The organism is Porphyromonas uenonis DSM 23387 = JCM 13868 (assembly GCF_000482365.1).
Taxonomy (GTDB): Bacteria; Bacteroidota; Bacteroidia; order Bacteroidales; family Porphyromonadaceae; genus Porphyromonas; species Porphyromonas uenonis.
Map to the genome: position 1 here is coordinate 144,813 of NZ_KI535308.1, position 16,478 is coordinate 161,290.

Sequence of the window (16,478 nt, forward strand, 5' to 3'; positions counted from 1 at the left end):
GCAAAGGTACTCCAAAGATGTTAACGATGTGTGACACATACACTTCGGCAGTTTCTATCCTAAAAGGTCTTCATTGCACAAAAAGCATGACACAGATCATCGTTGCATATACATTTCGCTATATGGACTTGTTCCTAAAAGGTTAGTATCTCCATTTTCACTATCTTTGGGGAGTGAACGAACTTAGCTCAACTAATTCAATACAGATCAATCAATAACATCATACCATTATGAAGACTACTCCATTTACAGAGCGACACATAGCACTGGGTGCTAAGATGCACGACTTCGCAGGCTACAATATGCCTATCGAGTATCCTACCGGAATCCTTGAGGAGCATATGAATGTGATCAACGGCGTCGGCGTCTTTGACGTGTCACACATGGGAGAGTTTTGGGTCAAGGGACCGAAGGCTCTCGAATTCCTACAGAAAGTATCGAGCAACGATGCCTCCAAGCTGGAGGTTGGTCAGATACAGTACAGCTGCTTCACGACGGAGCAAGGCACACTACTAGACGACTTCCTCGTATATCGCTACGAGGAGAACAAGTACATGCTCGTACCCAACGCTGCCAACGTGGTTAAGGACTGGGCATGGTGCCTCAAGCAAAACGATATGGGCGCTGACCTAGAGGATGGCTCCGCCAAGGTCGGACAGCTAGCCGTACAGGGCCCGAAGGCGACACAAGTCCTGCAGCGCCTGACGGACATCAATCTACTCGACATCCCCTACTACCACTTTACGGTAGGCATCTTCGCAGACTGCCCCAACGTGATCATCTCCAATACGGGCTACACGGGCTGCGGAGGCTTCGAGCTTTACTTCTTCCCCCAGTATGCCGACAAGATCTGGGACGCTATCTTTGAGGCTGGCAAGCCCGAGGGAATCATGCCAGCTGGTCTAGGTGCTCGTGATACGCTCCGTCTGGAGGCTGGTTTCTGCCTCTATGGCAACGATATCGACGATCAGCACACATCACTAGAGAGTGGCCTAGGCTGGATCACCAAGCTCACGGACAATAAGCCTGAGCTCGTAGGCCGTGAGGCTCTACTCAAGCAGAAGGCCGAGGGCGTAACGCGCAAGCTCGTAGCCTTCGAGATGGTCGACAAGGGCATCCCCCGTCAGCACTACGACATAGTCAACGAGGCTGGCGAGAAGATCGGCGTCGTCACCTCTGGTACCATGTCTCCCGCACTCAAGGTGGGCATCGGTATGGGCTACGTCTCTACGGAGTACAGCAAGATAGACAGCAAGATCTACATCTCCGTCCGCAAGCGCAACCTCGAGGCTAAGGTGGTCAAGCCCCCCTTCCGCAAGTAATCACATGCTGCGCTAAGCGACAAGCAGCACGCTAAGCAAAGCCCTCCACTGAGCAACTCATCCTCACTCGTGGAGGGCTTTGACATCGGCTCAACAAATTTTCCTTCCTTATGGCACATCTAACTTTTGACATTTGTCCTTGCCCAGCGCTCTACCCTTACTACCATCAGGAGGACAGCGTGGTGGTCGTGGTGGACATACTGCGTGCTGGCACCTCGATGGTGGCAGCCTTTGACCATGGCGCTAAGGAGATCATTCCCGTGGCGACGACCGAGGAGGCGGAGAGCTTTCTCGGCAAGGGCTACGTGGTAGCTGCCGAGCGTAATGCGATGCGTTGTCCGTGGGCTGACCTAGGCAACGACCCCTCCGAATTTACCGCTGAGCGGATCGGCGGACGCAGCATCGTATTCACGACGACCAACGGTACCCAAGCCATTCACGCAGCTCGGGAGGCTGGCGCAGCGGAAATCATCGTAGGCGCTTTTAGCAATCTCACCGCCGTAGCGCGTCATTGCCAAGCTTCGGGGCGTGCCGTGACGGTACTCGCTTCTGGCTGGCAAAACAGCTTCTGCATCGAGGACACGCTCTACGGCGCAGCGCTCCTAGACAAACTAGAGGAGCTGGGCACTACCTACCGACTCACCGACAGCAGCCGCACGGCACTAGAGCTGTACCGTCAGCATCGTGCCCACCTCTACGACTACCTCTACAATTGCGATCACAACCAGCGTCTGATACAGCGTGGCTATCCCGAGAGCTTACGCCTCTGCCTCAAGCAAGACAGCTCGATACACATTCCCACGCTCAACGAAGCTGGACAGCTATATGTCTAAACCGCTGCCCTCAGCGCTAATTTCCGTACATTTGCAACGCAAGTAGTTTCAGACCCATTATACACAACCCGCTATGATTAGTTACTTTGTCCTTGGTGATACGATTTATGCCGTCTCACACACCACAGCTCTCAGCAAGGAGACCTGCGAGCGTCTCTCGTGGCTCTTTGGCGGAGCGCAGCTAGCTCCCGAGTCTCATCTCGAGGGCACCTTTGTGGGACCTCGTCCTACGCAGGTGACTCCATGGAGCACCAACGCTGTGGAGATAACGCAAAACATGCGCATCGCTGGCATCGATCGTATCGAGCAGCTCACACGTACTCACGAGGCGAAGCCGCACTACGACCCGATGCTCCAAGCGATCTACAAGGGGCTAGGTCAGGAGAGCTTCGCCATGACCGCTGAACCACAGCCGATTCGTGAGATCACGGATCTAGCGGCGTACAACGAGGAGGAGGGACTAGCTCTAAGCGAGGAGGAGATAGCCTACCTACAGGGCGTCTCGGCACGCATAGGTCGCCCGCTGACTGACTCTGAGGTCTTCGGCTTCTCCCAGGTCAACTCAGAGCACTGCCGCCATAAGATATTCAACGGCACTTTCGTCATCGATGGTTTGCGACAAAACGATTCGCTCTTTGCGATGATCAAGCAAACCTCCAAGGAGAACCCCAACGGCATCGTATCGGCTTACAAGGACAATGTGGCTTTTGTCAAGGGTCCCCGCGTCTGGCAGTTTGCGCCAACGAGCGCGACGGAGCCCTCGCTCTTTACACTACGGGAGCGCAATACGGTCTTGGCTCTAAAGGCTGAGACGCACAACTTCCCCACGACGGTCGAGCCCTTCAACGGGGCGGCTACTGGCTCGGGCGGTGAGATACGCGACCGTATGTGCGGCGGCAAGGGGTCGCTACCACTCTCTGGTAGTGCCGTCTACATCACCTCCTACCCACGTCTAGAGAAGGATCAGAAGCTTAGCCCCGCCAAGCTAGACCCACGCCCGTGGCTTTACCAGTCTCCGCAAGAGATTCTGACGAAAGCGAGCGACGGCGCTAGTGACTTTGGCAATAAGTTTGGACAGCCACTGATCAACGGTTCGCTACTCACCTTCGAGCATCAGGAGGGTGCCGACAGCACGCTCTACGGCTACGATAAGGTGATCATGCTGGCGGGCGGTATGGGCTACGCTCCCCAGGAGGATGCTAAGAAGGAGACGCCACAGCCTGGCGAGACGGTCGTGCTACTCGGTGGCGACAACTACCGCATCGGTATGGGTGGCGGTGCCGTCAGCTCTGTCGCTACAGGCGAGTACAGTAGCGGTATCGAGCTTAATGCGGTACAGCGTGCCAACCCTGAGATGCAGAAGCGTGTCCTCAACGTGGTCCGCGCCATCAGCGAGCAGGGCGACAACCCGATCGTGAGTATCCACGACCACGGTGCTGGCGGGCACCTGAACTGTCTCACCGAGCTGATCGAGGAGACGGGAGGACGCATCGACATTGACGCACTTCCCGTCGGCGACCCGACGCTCTCCGCTAGAGAGATCATCGGCAATGAGAGCCAAGAGCGTGTCGGTCTGCTCATCCAGGAGCGTGAGTATGCGCAGATGGAGCAGATAGCACGTCGTGAGGGCAGTCCTATATATAAGGTAGGCGAGACGACCGACGATGAGCGCCTCCTCTTTAGCACAGAGCGGGAGGGACGCGCTGCCATCGACCTAGCCGTATCCGACCTTCTGGGGCAATCGCCCAAGACGGTTATGGAGGACGAGACGGTCGCTCATCAGTTTGCCCCAGTAAGCTATGACAAAGAGCTGTGGCGCGAATATCTAGACAAAGTATTGACCCTCGAAGCGGTCGCCTCTAAGGATTGGTTGACCAACAAAGTGGACCGCTCCGTGACGGGTCGTGTGGCACAGCAGCAGTGCGTCGGTGCGCTCCAGCTACCGCTCTCCGACCTCGGTGCTATGGCACTAGACTACGACGGTAAGAGCGGTATGGCTACTGCCGTAGGACATGCTCCTCAGGTGGCACTTATCGATGCTGGGGCTGGCTCTCGGATGGCTATCGCAGAGGCTCTGACGAACATTGTCTTTGCACCCATCGAGGGCGGCATACGTGGCATCTCGCTCAGCGCTAACTGGATGTGGCCTTGTCGCAACAAGGGCGAGGACGCACGCCTCTATCAGGCGGTGCAGGCTTGTAGTGAGTTTGCCATAGATCTAGGGATCAACATCCCGACGGGCAAGGACTCGCTCTCCATGACGCAGAAGTATCCCGACGGAAAGCAGGTGATGAGCCCAGGCACACTGATCATCACCGCTGCAGCTCCCGTAAGCAACGTCAGGGGCATCGTGACGCCTGAGCTCAAGGTGGCTAAGCAGAGCCGTCTACTTTACATCGACTTTAGCTTTGCTCCGATGGCACTCGGTGGCTCAGCTTTGGCACAAGCATTGGGACAGCTGGGCGACAGCTTCCCCACAGTCGGCGACACCGACTACTTCGCTACCGCCTTTGAGGCCGTTCAGGAGTTGATCCACAAGGGCTTAGTCCTAGCTGGTCACGACATCTCGGCGGGCGGTATGGTCACAACGCTCTTGGAGATGTGCTTTGCCAATACGCAGGGTGGCGCTGAGATTAGCCTCGATGAGCTCGCCAATGTGGACCTTGTCACGGCGCTCTATAGCGAGAACCCGGGCGTCATCCTACAGGTTTCTAAGGCAGAGCAGGCGAAGCGTATCCTCGAGGAGTATGAGATCGCTTATGCCGACCTCGGCGCACCCACCGAGTCTCGTCTGCTGATGATCCATCAAGAAGGCAAAACGTACGAGATCGACATCGATGCTGCGCGCAAGTGCTGGGCAAACAAATCTTACCTGCTGGACTGCTTCCAGAGTGGCGAAGCTCCAGCAACGAGTCGCTACGAGAACCTAGGCAAGCAGCCCGTACAGTGGCGCTTCCCGCACGCTTTCGCTGGCACTTATGCGGGTCTCGGCCTAGAGCCTCATCGCACGAAGGCATCAGGCATCAAGGCAGCTATCCTACGAGACAACGGAACCAACGGTGAGCGTGAGATGGCTTACGCACTGCACCTCGCAGGCTTTGACGTGGAGGACATCCATCTGACCGACCTCATTGAGGGGCGCACCGACCTATCCGACGTTCGTATGCTCGTCTACTGCGGAGGCTTCTCGCACTCCGATGTCTTAGGCTCTGCCAAGGGCTGGGCTGCGGGTATCCTTTACAATGAGCGGGCTCGCAAGGCTATCGAAGCTTTCTACGCTCGTCCCGACACGCTCTCACTAGGCATCTGCAACGGCTGTCAGCTCATGGCTCAGCTCGGGCTCCTCGGCAAGGATGCTCAGGGCGAAAGCCTCTTCAAGCTAGAGCACAACGCTTCGCACAAGTTTGAGTCCAACTTCCTAACCGTAGACATCGCCGACACGGGCGCTATCTTGACACAAGGTCTCGAGGGCTGTCAGCTCGGTGTCTGGGTGGCTCACGGCGAGGGACGCTTCGTCTGCCCCACGATACCCGATGGGCAGATCGCAGCGCGCTACCATTACGACACCTACCCCGGCAATCCTAATGGTTCTGAGCGTGGCATCGCAGCGCTTTGCAGTAGCGATGGCCGTCACCTAGCTATGATGCCTCACCCAGAGCGTGCTACGCTCACCTGGCAGTGTGGCTTCTATCCCGAGGAGCGTCGCCAGGAGGATCAAGTCTCTCCGTGGATACAGTTCTTCCGCAACGGTTACGAGTGGCTCGCCCAGCAGTAGTCCACTCCGCCTAATCTTATGCCTGAGATAAGCCGTGAGCATGTCTGTATCTACGCCTTGACACAGCTCAAGGGCGTATCGCTACAGCTCGCTCGCCATCTGATAGAGTTTGCCGGATCAGCCACAGCATTATGGGCTGATCCACAAGCTCTAGCAAGGCTCAACGGCCACATCTACACCCATCTCTACCCGCTCCTACGGGATCAGGCTAAGCTTGAGGAAACGCAAGCGCTACTACAGCGCACCGCCGACCTAGGCATTCGAATGGTCAGCATCTACGATGCCGACTACCCTCCTCTACTCCTACAGTGTGCCGATGCACCACTGATACTCTTTTATCTAGGCGACCTAGCGCCACTCCATGCGGAGCAGACGCTCAGTGTCGTCGGCACGCGCAAGCCTTCGCAGCATGGTGTCGAAGATCTGCAGGCGATCATCAGCCACCTGCCCAACGTGACCGACAGCGTGACCATCGTCAGCGGACTGGCTCTCGGGCTAGACGCTGTTGCACACAAGGCGGCGCTTCAGGCGGGCTTGCCCACCGTTGCTGTGCTGGCGCACGGGCTCCACATGATCTATCCGAGCAATCACCGCAACCTTGCTCGCAGCATCGTATCCCACGGTGGCGCTCTGCTCTCCGAGTACCCTGCGGGTGTCAAGCCTCAGAGACATCAGTTCGTCTTGCGGAATCGTATCGTGGCGGGGCTCACGCAGGCGACCCTCGTCGGTCAGTCTGCCGAGCGTGGCGGTTCGCTCATCACGGCGCACCAAGCCTTCGACTACGACCGTGCCGTCTACGCACTCCCTGGACGCCCCTCAGATCGAGAAAACGAAGGGTGCAACAACCTTATCTACAACAATATCGCCAAGCTCATCACCTCAGCCACTCACCTCTGCGAAGACCTCGAGTGGAAGAAGCCCGACCATGAGGCGCGCAGTGCCGTCAGCTCCATGTCTCACGAGAGCAAGCTCAATGCTCTGCGTGCTCGCCTAGAGCCGGAGACACGTCCCCTCCTCGAGCTACTCATAGAGAGCGGTGATGGCCTCTCGATCGATGCTATCTGTGACCAAACGCTCATGGGCGTCGACGAAGTGAGCTTCCGACTCTTCCTCCTCGAGAGCGAAGGCGCCGTCTCGCTCCAGCCCGATGGGCGCTACAAGCTACAGATCTAGCCACACGTCCCCGCCCATAAACAAAATCAGAAGTCTTGACTAGAACCCAAAGTTCTAATCAAGACTTCCTTGTAATAGCTGAATAGAGTGCTTACTCCTCCTCAAAGTCTACGTACTCGCCTTGGTCCTTCTCAAACTTCTTCTTCGCTATATCCTTCATGTCGAGCTTGCCCTGCTGTGACTGCGCGTCCTCTGAGCTTTGCTGTGAGGCGGCCGAGTGCCACCCCTTGCGTGGCGCTTTTCGTGACTTAGTGTGCGGGTCAGCTTGCTGTATGTAGCGTCTCACCATCCAGTACAATATGCGAGGCGCAAAGTATCTAATGAGCAGGTACGTAAGTCCTATGACGAGGATCAGACCAAGTATGAATTCCATGTATCAGGTGTAGATTAAGGTGTTATTGTTGAGCGGCATCGATAGCGTCCGAATTGCTCCTGATCTGCCGACCAATGGCCAGCGAAACGATGATATAGAGCAGCATCGCTAGGCGTAGCGTACTCGCCACGGAGCCCAGCCACATATAGATACAGCCCGCAGGAACTAGGATCGCGCCCCATGCGATGAGGATGACCGTCCCGTGAGGCGCTTTCATCTGTGCACCTAGATGCTTCAGCGAGAGCATCGGCACACGGCTCACCATCAGGATACAGGAGAGGAGGAGTAGCCCATAGCTAGTCACCAGCGAAAGCGTATCCACCGCACAGGCGCAAGAGGAGAGCGAGATGCCGATCCACAAAAGCGCAGAGGCGGGCACCGGTAGCCCACGGAAGTAGTTGCTCGTCCCCGTATCATTATTAAAGAGTGCCAAGCGGTAGGCTGCAAACGGCAGGATCAGGAGAAAAGGTAGCGACATCATCAGAGCCGTAGACGCTGCGTAGCCACTCGCCAAGAGTCTCCCCTCCATCGTGCAGAGAGCTAGCAGTGCAGGTGCTAGGCCAAAGGTAACCACATCTGAGAGCGAGTCTAGATCAGCGCCTATCGGAGAGGTCGCATGCAGGAGACGAGCTACCATACCATCGAGCAGGTCAAAGAAAGCACCCACAGCAATCCAGATGGCGCCCATCTGGTACTCCTTATAATATAGGATCGAAATGATCGCTGCCGCACCCGAGAGGATATTGCACAGCGTTAGGAGATTGGGAATTAGTCGTTTTATCATGACAACGAGGTTTTGATCTTCATACAGCAAGAAGCGTGCCTACTGGGGCAGATAGCCCAGCGTTGTCTCACCGCCCACCACTTCGTCGCCTATCTTGATCGCTATCTCCGTACCCAGTGGCAGGTAAAGGTCGATGCGTGAGCCAAACTTGATGAAGCCGAGGAAGTCCTCGACCGTCACCTCGTCACCCACCTTCGGGTAGGTGACAATACGTCGTGCCACAGCGCCAGCGATCTGACGCTCTAGCACCTCATGGCCACCATCTGTACGGATGATCACCGCCGACCGCTCATTGAGCACGCTACTCTTAGGAAGAAAAGCCTTGTAGTAAGCACCGCTCTGATGCTCCACATGAGTGATCGTACCATTGCAGGCGACCCAGTTAGCATGCACATTGTAGAGCGACATAAAAATTGAGAGCTTGAGGCAGCGACGTCCCAGCAGTTCAGGCTCCTCGACCTCCTCCATGACCACCACCTTGCCATCGGCTGGCGCTACGATGAGGCGTCTATTGGCCGCCTCGCTGTTGCTTCGCCTGGGGAAGCGAAAGAAGTTTAGCGCTAGCCCCATTACCGTGAGCGACACCAGCAGGGTCAAGATAAATACCCCCTTAAAGGGCACAAAGACAAAGGTTGCCCAGCAAGCCAACGTCAGTATGATGAAGAAAGAGACAAGGAGTCCCACCCCCTCGCGATGTAGTCGTACCTTTTTCATTATGGATTAAGTAGAATAGGAATCGGCAGTAATTATGATAGGCAAAGATACAAAATAGCCCCCAAAGCTCTACCCCACTCCTCAATCCACAACCCTACATCGGGCTACTCGCAAGAGTTGCGGAGTACAGGCTACTGCACACCAGTCCTCTGGTCTAGGTCGGAGGTGGCGAGAGATTCGTTGCGCGTCACCTTGCGACTCTTGCCCGAGTTGAAGTTGTACGTGATCTTTAGACCGATAGCACGCGCTTGGATCATATTCCTTTGGTTATACTCGAAGTCATCGCCCCACTGCTTCGTCTCGAAGCGTATGTATTGCGAGAAGGGGTGCTGAGCCGTCAAGGTTAAATCCAGCTTGTCGTCCCAGAAGCTCTTCTTCAGGTAGAAGCTATACCCGTGATTGTATGAGTAGATCGTGCGGAGTGTCGGCGGATTGGCATAGTAGTACCACGAAGCTCCTAGGTACCACGACTTGGGAAGCGTGACATCCACATTGGCGGACAGCATGTTCTCCCAGTTCCGCTGAGTGAGTCCTTCACTAGGATAGTCGAAGAGGTGATACCTAGAACTTCCAAAGAACGTAAGCGAGAGGGGCATGATAGGACGCCAGTTTAACCAAAGCGAAGCGTTCGGCACACGGTGCAAGCCTGCATTAGCAAAGGTATGATACAGCATCTCTGGACTCTTGGGGTCTCTATACCTTACGGGCATAATCGCATTGTTGGTTTGCTCATATCCTGTCGTTAGACTGAGGTAGAGTTGGTTCGAAAAGAATGTATAGGAGAGGTCTACATTGTGATGTAGCTCCGACTGCAAGTAAGGATTGCCAAAAGAGATGTCGTATGTTGTCAGCTGACTTCGATAAGGATTGAGACGCCAAATGGAGGGACGGATAGGGTTCATCTTGTAAGAGAGGGAAAGTTGCTGGCGCTCAGTCAGCATATAGGAGAGCGTAGCCGTAGGGATCAGGTCTACGCCTGTCTTGTGAAAGTCTCCCTCACTGTTTTGCGAGAAAGTTATCTTGTCATAGACCAGCGTGCCTCGTGCCCCAGCAGAGAGACTGAAGCGTTCACCCTGCCAAGCGTAGTTGGCATAAGCTGACGTAAGGCTCTGCAGCTGACTCATGTCTCCCTGACGGTAGAGCGGGTTATTCACCTCTTGCCAGTCGCCCTTGCCTTCGTTCCAGAGATGGTACTCAGGGCGAGAGCTACCCAGTCGTAGCACCTCCTTGACACCTACCTGCAGAGCGTGTCCTCCGCTCCAGATAAACTGATAGTCGCTCTGTAGAGCATGCTCGCTCAGACCTCCGCGTGAACGCTCCATACGTCGTGTCTCATCATAGGGAGAACTCTCCCAGCTGGTGAAGCCATCTCGGTACTGACGCTCAGTCCACTTCTTGTACCTCTGGTCTGGGTTGTAAGCGTAGCGATAACCTATCGAGAAGCGGGGCTGCTTGTCCGCAGCATAGAGATTGCGATAAATAAGGTTACCCTCTACAGAGCCAGAGGTCAAGCGCATCTGATTGAGCGACGTGGCATATCGTGTAGGCTCATTAGGACGATCGAAAGTCTGCTGAGAGAGCCCTGCGGTGTAGACCGATGAGACGAAGAGGTGCCCATCAGCATAGAGACTATTCAGGCTATCTATGGCGTACTCTCCCATCAAGCTACCGACATGGTTTTGGAAGACACCATCGTTGTTACTACCAGCTACCTCGGAGGACTTGAAGAGGCTGGTCGTCTTATCCCCTTGGAATGTACGTCTAGACACATCCACAGGCTGATCCTTATGACGCGTATAGTCATAGTTGTAGTTGAGCGCTACGCTAAGCTTACCCTTAGTGAGAGTCAGACTTGAGGTGCCATTGATATTGGGGATTGTAGAGCCCATCAGAGAGACTAGGCCGCTGTACCCATCTAGGCTCTTGCTCTCAGTGATGATATTGATGATAGCATCTCCAGCAGAGGCGTCGTAGCGAGCATCTACCTGTGTGATCACCTCTATACCCTTGACGCTACTGGCGGGGATGCCTCGCAAGACCTCCGTGGGGTTCATCGAGGCAACACGAGAGGGCGAGCCGTTTATGTAGACGGAGAAGTTTGACGACCCCTTGACACGTATATTTCCCTCTCCATCTACAGTGACGAGGGGCACCTTGCGCAGGGCAAAGAGGAGATTGTCGGTCTGAGCCAAGACGTCGTTTTTCATATCATAGGTCAAGCCTTTGGGAGAAAGCTTGATGAGCTTGCGACGCGCTACCACCTGCACTTCGTCTAGAGTCTGAGCATCGGGTGCTAGGTAGATCGTGTCGAGACTGTTCTGTCCCGCCTGCGTCGTGACCCGCATCTCTTTAGTCTGAAAGCCAACCGACCTAATCGTCAGCTGGTAGCTACCCGTACGGGGCAATGTCATCTCGAAGTGTCCCTGCTCATTGCTCACAGCTCCGCCTGTCAACTGCTCGTCTAATAGTTTGTACTCAATCGTAGCGTAGGCTATCGCCTCGTGACGTACGGAGTCCATAACGATGCCACTGATCTGACAAGGAGATGTCTGCGCCGAGACGGATAGTGCGACAAGCAATAGCCCCATCACTAGAAGGGCTTTGCGGATAAGGGTTGATAATAGACGTTCCATTTGACGATTACTGTTACAGAGACAAAGGTCGGAAGCTTTTTCCTGTTTCACAAGAGCTAAAAGGATAATTGCTAGAAGCGGCGCTCGATGTCTTGGGCGCCTTGGCTGCGGGTGGAGGAGGTATCCTTGCCGTTGGAGAACTTGTAGGAGATCGAGAGGTAGAGCGTCGGGTCGTCGTAGCTATTGTCGAAGGTGACGCTGTAGCCGTCGTACCGACTCTCCCCTTTGTAGTGCGAGACTAGGAGATTTAGTCCAGCGATGGAGAGCGCGAGCCGTCTATTCAAGAGGAAGTAGCTCATGCCGAGTCCCAGATTGTACTGCGGCTCTAGCGTGACGACCGTCGTCTTCTGCCGTCCCGTGAACTCGCCCGAGAGGAAGCCAGTCCAGGTGCGGCTCTCATTGAAGGTAAAGTCCAGGTAGCCGCTGACGCCCCACTCACTGCCCGTCATCTTAGGCGGTAGCTGTGGCAATGTCGAGGTGTAAAGGCTTCGGCCGTAGTATGCCTCAACGTTGGCACTCATCCAGCGGAGCTTGTCAAAGTAGTAGCCCGCCTCAGCTCCTAGGAAGAGACTGTTTTGCGCATTCTCCATCTGCGTATAGACCCGCTCGCCTTGCAGAGTTGAGATAGGAGTCATCAGTCGCAGTCCTCTCCGCAGCCGTCCTCGGATAGAGAGGGCTTGGTCAAAAGTGTAGCCGACACCCAGCAGGTAGCGCAGCTCAGGACGAAGCTGCGCATTCCCCTTGTAAAAGGAACGCTCATTGACCTGCCAGACGAAGGGGTTGAGGTCTCTAAACTTAGGCTCCACGATGGAGCTATTGACCGTGAGCGTCAGCTGATGCCTCGGCGAGGGGGTGTAGCTGGCATGTAGCATCGGGAGCCAGGCGTCATCATAGCGGTCTAGGTCTGGGATCGTGGTCGTTGCTTGCCCCTGCTGTGCCAGATGCGACTTAACCCCGAGGTAGCGCACACCTAGGCGCATCCACCACTGTTCGCTCAGGCGAAGCGTACCGCTAACGTAAGGCGAGAGACTCCACTCCTGCCAGACTATGTCATTGCTCTGCTGTATGAGCGGATGCAGGCTCACCGCATCGCTGTGCGCCCGATGATTGGCAGTACCACTCCAAGCCCCCTTGAGCCCTGTCTCTAGGAGGTAGCGCTTGTCTCCATCTAAGTAGATCGCATAGTCGCTGCTTAGGTGTGCCCCCGAGGTGTGCAGATTGCTCTCCTCACGATAGGCTAAGAAAGGATCGCTCTGAGCCAATGCCCGACCTTCGTAAGTAGTCTGCGAACCGTTGGTTAGGTTAAAGTACGACAACTCGCTCCAGAGCTGTCCGCCCCGCTCCCCGAAGGTTGCCTCCCAGTAAGCGGTCGCCGTGATGCGTGGCTCGGTAGCTAGGTAGGCGTTGCTATTCTCCACGACCCGCTCTGGAGCGCTCGGCTGCGTGGTCGTCTCTTGGCTCTCAAAGAGATTGCGGTACTTCGTCCTATTCCACGAGAGCGCCACGCCCAGCAGACTTTTCTCCCCATAGGCGTACTGTAGCGTGCCACGCACGCCCATATAGTCATAGCGCCCCACCGAGGGCGTATAAGTGTGGTAGCGATAATCTTTCGCCTCGTAGGTAACATCCTCTAGATTGTCCGTTCCGTTGGCATTGATCGAAGGAGCTATCGAGGCAAAGAGCCCTCGCCGATTGTAAAGTAGCGACCCGTAGCCCCCGTAGCGGAAGTTGTCCTTGCTGACAAACATGCCCTCAGTGCCAATCACCCCGCCCATGTACTCCTTAAAGAGGGAGGAGGTGTGCAGGATAATCATAGCCGTATTGCCGTCCGGGTCGTACCTGAGTGGTGGCTGCGTGATCACCTCCACACGGTCTATCAGCCCCGCATCGTAACCCTTGAGGAGACCGGCAATCTCCGAAGCGTCGACACGCTGCAAGACGTTTCCTATCTTGACCAAGACCTGCTCCTTGCCTAGGATGCTGAGCTGATTGCCCTTCACCTGCACCTTCGGTATATGCTTGAGCAAGTCTAAGGCATCGTTGCTGCGCTCTCTGATCTCGCGCACATCGACCGTAAAGCCATCGGGACGGGTTCGCACCCCGACGATCTGCCCCCGCACGACCACCGTCTGGAGCTCCTCGCTACTCGTCTCCAGAGTAATGGTGCCTAGGTCAAGTGGCTTCCCCGAAAGGTTAATCTCCTCCGTGTGCATCGCATAGCCAAGGTAGCTCACGCCAAAGATGTACTGCCCAGCAGGCACACTCATCGTGAAGTGCCCCTTAGCGTCACTCACGGCAAACTGCACAATCTCCTGCGTCTCCCGATCCTTCACGAGAAAGACGGAGGCACCCTCGAGCACCCCATTGGCATCTTGGACGGTTCCCGTGATGGCGCCCCCCGTCGTCTGCGCGGAGGCGGTGACGCTCCACAGGAGTAGCCCGATGGCTAGGTGTAGTAGTCTCTTGACCGTTCGTGTATGTCGCATAGTGTGTCGTGTGTATGTGTCGTAGTTCTGCAGTAAGCAGTGGCAAATATAGGGAAAACCGCCCGACAAAGGGCTACTTGCCATGACGGACGACGAACCGCACTACTACAAGACGGATCGCTCTAGCCCAAATTCCGTGGCAACTATCTGTGTATAGATAGCTTGACGACTACCCAACGCATCTTCTGCAACTAAGAACGCTTCCCATCCGAGAATATGTTTTTCATCAAGATCGTGTAGTATAAAGTATACAACACAAGCAATACGAATAACCAAACAAAGGAGCGCTTAGGGTATACGTCCAATAAGCTTAGTCCATATACAGCCGGAATAATGAGCGGGATGAAGAAAACAAATTTGCGTTTGCTCCAAAACAACAATAGCAGTAATAAGGATTGAGTGGTAAACAGCATGATAGTCCACACTACCATAGTCAATCCATAAGCGACATTAGGATGGGCTATAGGAGCTAATCTATTTATCAGGCACATGGCTAATAAATAGATTAGGCTCATTACAAGATTCAAGACGATTGCTATTGTAACTCTCATTCCCTGCATACGGGATGCGTCTTGGATCTGCACAACATCACACTTCTCAATATTTCAAGGACTCGTTTACCGTTTTTACGCCTTGCGAAGTGTAGTATTTCCATGTCCCTACTTCCTCTGCATCAGCTTCTACATCATCTTGAAATATGCACCATCCTTCTGAAGTGATTTTGCCATCAACATCATAATTTATCATATAGCATTGCAGTGTTGAGCTTGGGTTATAAAATCCTGCCTTTCGCGCCTCTTTTAGAAAGTCTGAATTCTTTGAGATTTTGGTTTGTGAGAAGGAAACCATACCATTAGCATAGAAAAACAGCCATTGATGCACTGGCCTATTATTGCGGTAATATCCAGAGGCTGCGAGATAATATCTATCATGTCCCAACTTCCTGTATATCTGAGCAAAGCCGTCTTTAACTCCATCAGCATAGAAGCATAGTGAAACATTGTCATCAGTAGCTTCACACCAATACCCCGTTTTTTTACCTAAAGAGTCCGATTGATTAATGTGTTTTAAGTTGATATCCAAGGGGGCTATGGGTAAACTTATTGTTTGTCCCCAAATAGTGGAGCAAACAACAAGTTGTAGTATTACTATAGACAGTATCATGTGTGGTTATTTAAGTATATATAAAGCGTACATTCCTCCCGCTAATGCAATTTCTCAAGAATGATGTTTTTGATGACAGCACATTCCAGTGTCAAGTGCAACACGATTACAAATGTAGGAAAAAACTTCGCAGGGAGTTCCGCACATTCCATTTAAGTCTTCCCTGCCCCCCTCTTGAGCAAAAACTCTTCTTCCGCTGAACTTTTATCGGACAGCAATACTTCCCGACTACTCGATTTCGACCAATCTCTAGTTTCCTTCGTATGAAACTCTAGTTTCCTACCTATGAAACTCTAGTTTCCTACCTATGAAACTCCAGTTTCTTACCTATGAAACTAAAGTTTCACCCTGTATGGAACTTTTGTTTCATCCTAGTGGCACTGATAGTTAGCTCGCTTTGCTGGATCTTTTGTACCTTTGGCATGAGGAAAGCAACGTAAGTGCGGAAAATCGTCCAGTGAAGAGCTCGACCTGCCACACTTACGCTCGTAACCTCCTCAATAACTAAATTATAAATCTCTTAAAATTACAGATGACTATGAAGAGAGAAGTTGTAAACGAACAGGTTCCCTTCGGCTATCCCATCTGCACCTCCGAGAGCTGTAGCGAGCGCACGCATTGCTTGCATGCGCACTTCGCATCTCAGGTGCTAAGTGGAGAGCGTACCTTCACACTGATCAATAGCCACCACCCCCAATATCAGGAGGGGAAGGCTTGCGAACTGTACCGCTCAGACAGCCCCGAGCGCTATGCTAGAGGGCTAACCAAGGCGATGGGTGAGATGAGCCACAATAACTATGTGGCATTTACTAACTACCTGATCGCAAAGCACGCGAAGACACAATTCTACCGTATCAAGCGTGGCGACATCCCGCTCTCACCAGCGGAGCAGGCGAAGCTACAGGCGTTACTGCGTACTTATGGTTGTACGGGCGAGGAGCCTTTTGACCGCTATGAGATGCGCTACACTTGGTACTGATCCTAGGACGTAGACAAGAGACTGTTGCATAAAGGCGAATCGCTGCGTTGCTTTCGGGATTCGGCTTCGGTCACATACGGAGGTATGCTCCCTTCAGACCTCACCCTCAGCGCCTTGCGCTTCATCCTTTCTGCAAAGTCTAGACAATCTTGCAAGCAAGATTGTGAGACTGTTGACTTTTGCAACAGTCTCAGACAAATGTAAGTAGCCCGCTGTGAGACGCACGGATAGCGTTCCTACAG

Annotated in this window: 11 protein-coding genes; 5 read left to right on the top strand and 6 right to left on the bottom strand. The window is 54.0% G+C overall.

Going from position 1 to position 16,478, the window contains the following annotated elements:
* The first annotated feature begins 230 nt into the window (after positions 1-230).
* From gcvT to dprA, 4 genes are all read left to right on the top strand, one after another.
* A complete protein-coding gene (gcvT, locus tag L215_RS0107200; RefSeq protein WP_025884057.1) occupies positions 231-1,322 on the top strand; it encodes a glycine cleavage system aminomethyltransferase GcvT in 1,092 nt (363 codons plus the stop codon).
* Positions 1,323-1,432: 110 nt separating this feature from the next.
* Complete coding sequence (locus L215_RS0107205; protein ID WP_025884058.1) at positions 1,433-2,155, top strand: 2-phosphosulfolactate phosphatase; 723 nt, start codon at positions 1,433-1,435, stop codon at positions 2,153-2,155.
* A 73-nt stretch (positions 2,156-2,228) separates the two neighbouring features.
* On the top strand, positions 2,229-5,930 hold the full coding sequence (purL, locus tag L215_RS0107210; RefSeq protein WP_027451557.1) for a phosphoribosylformylglycinamidine synthase: 3,702 nt from the start codon (positions 2,229-2,231) through the stop codon (positions 5,928-5,930).
* An 18-nt stretch (positions 5,931-5,948) separates the two neighbouring features.
* Positions 5,949-7,103 (top strand): DNA-processing protein DprA, encoded by a 1,155-nt coding sequence (gene dprA / locus L215_RS0107215; protein WP_027451558.1) that lies wholly within the window; start codon positions 5,949-5,951, stop codon positions 7,101-7,103.
* Between the two features lie 91 nt (positions 7,104-7,194).
* On the opposite strand, the gene L215_RS0107220 is transcribed toward dprA, so the two are convergent.
* From L215_RS0107220 to L215_RS0107250, 6 genes are all read right to left on the bottom strand, one after another.
* Positions 7,195-7,476: a DUF4834 family protein gene (locus L215_RS0107220; RefSeq protein ID WP_081780328.1), complete on the bottom strand. Its 282-nt coding sequence runs from the start codon at positions 7,474-7,476 to the stop codon at positions 7,195-7,197.
* A gap of 22 nt (positions 7,477-7,498) precedes the next feature.
* Positions 7,499-8,260: a CDP-alcohol phosphatidyltransferase family protein gene (locus tag L215_RS0107225; protein ID WP_027451559.1), complete on the bottom strand. Its 762-nt coding sequence runs from the start codon at positions 8,258-8,260 to the stop codon at positions 7,499-7,501.
* Between the two features lie 39 nt (positions 8,261-8,299).
* Positions 8,300-8,974: a phosphatidylserine decarboxylase family protein gene (locus tag L215_RS0107230; protein WP_025884062.1), complete on the bottom strand. Its 675-nt coding sequence runs from the start codon at positions 8,972-8,974 to the stop codon at positions 8,300-8,302.
* A gap of 131 nt (positions 8,975-9,105) precedes the next feature.
* Positions 9,106-11,607, bottom strand: a complete 2,502-nt coding sequence (locus L215_RS0107235; RefSeq protein WP_027451560.1) for a TonB-dependent receptor domain-containing protein — start codon at positions 11,605-11,607, stop codon at positions 9,106-9,108.
* A gap of 71 nt (positions 11,608-11,678) precedes the next feature.
* Entirely contained in the window at positions 11,679-14,093 is a 2,415-nt protein-coding gene (locus L215_RS0107240; RefSeq protein ID WP_025884064.1) for an outer membrane beta-barrel family protein, read from the bottom strand.
* A gap of 597 nt (positions 14,094-14,690) precedes the next feature.
* Positions 14,691-15,257 (bottom strand): hypothetical protein, encoded by a 567-nt coding sequence (locus L215_RS0107250; RefSeq protein ID WP_025884066.1) that lies wholly within the window; start codon positions 15,255-15,257, stop codon positions 14,691-14,693.
* 538 nt (positions 15,258-15,795) lie between these two features.
* Between L215_RS0107250 and L215_RS0107255 the strand changes: the two genes are divergently transcribed.
* Complete coding sequence (locus L215_RS0107255; protein WP_025884067.1) at positions 15,796-16,236, top strand: DUF6078 family protein; 441 nt, start codon at positions 15,796-15,798, stop codon at positions 16,234-16,236.
* Positions 16,237-16,478: the final 242 nt, after the last annotated feature.

What these genes read in the sequence shown, in the direction of transcription:
- gcvT (WP_025884057.1), top strand. Translation starts at nt 231, where the DNA reads ATGAAGACTACTCCATTTACAGAGCGACACATAGCACTGGGTGCTAAG.
- L215_RS0107205 (WP_025884058.1), top strand. Translation starts at nt 1,433, where the DNA reads ATGGCACATCTAACTTTTGACATTTGTCCTTGCCCAGCGCTCTACCCT.
- purL (WP_027451557.1), top strand. Translation starts at nt 2,229, where the DNA reads ATGATTAGTTACTTTGTCCTTGGTGATACGATTTATGCCGTCTCACAC.
- dprA (WP_027451558.1), top strand. Translation starts at nt 5,949, where the DNA reads ATGCCTGAGATAAGCCGTGAGCATGTCTGTATCTACGCCTTGACACAG.
- L215_RS0107220 (WP_081780328.1), bottom strand. Translation starts at nt 7,476, where the DNA reads ATGGAATTCATACTTGGTCTGATCCTCGTCATAGGACTTACGTACCTG.
- L215_RS0107225 (WP_027451559.1), bottom strand. Translation starts at nt 8,260, where the DNA reads ATGATAAAACGACTAATTCCCAATCTCCTAACGCTGTGCAATATCCTC.
- L215_RS0107230 (WP_025884062.1), bottom strand. Translation starts at nt 8,974, where the DNA reads ATGAAAAAGGTACGACTACATCGCGAGGGGGTGGGACTCCTTGTCTCT.
- L215_RS0107235 (WP_027451560.1), bottom strand. Translation starts at nt 11,607, where the DNA reads ATGGAACGTCTATTATCAACCCTTATCCGCAAAGCCCTTCTAGTGATG.
- L215_RS0107240 (WP_025884064.1), bottom strand. Translation starts at nt 14,093, where the DNA reads ATGCGACATACACGAACGGTCAAGAGACTACTACACCTAGCCATCGGG.
- L215_RS0107250 (WP_025884066.1), bottom strand. Translation starts at nt 15,257, where the DNA reads ATGATACTGTCTATAGTAATACTACAACTTGTTGTTTGCTCCACTATT.
- L215_RS0107255 (WP_025884067.1), top strand. Translation starts at nt 15,796, where the DNA reads ATGAAGAGAGAAGTTGTAAACGAACAGGTTCCCTTCGGCTATCCCATC.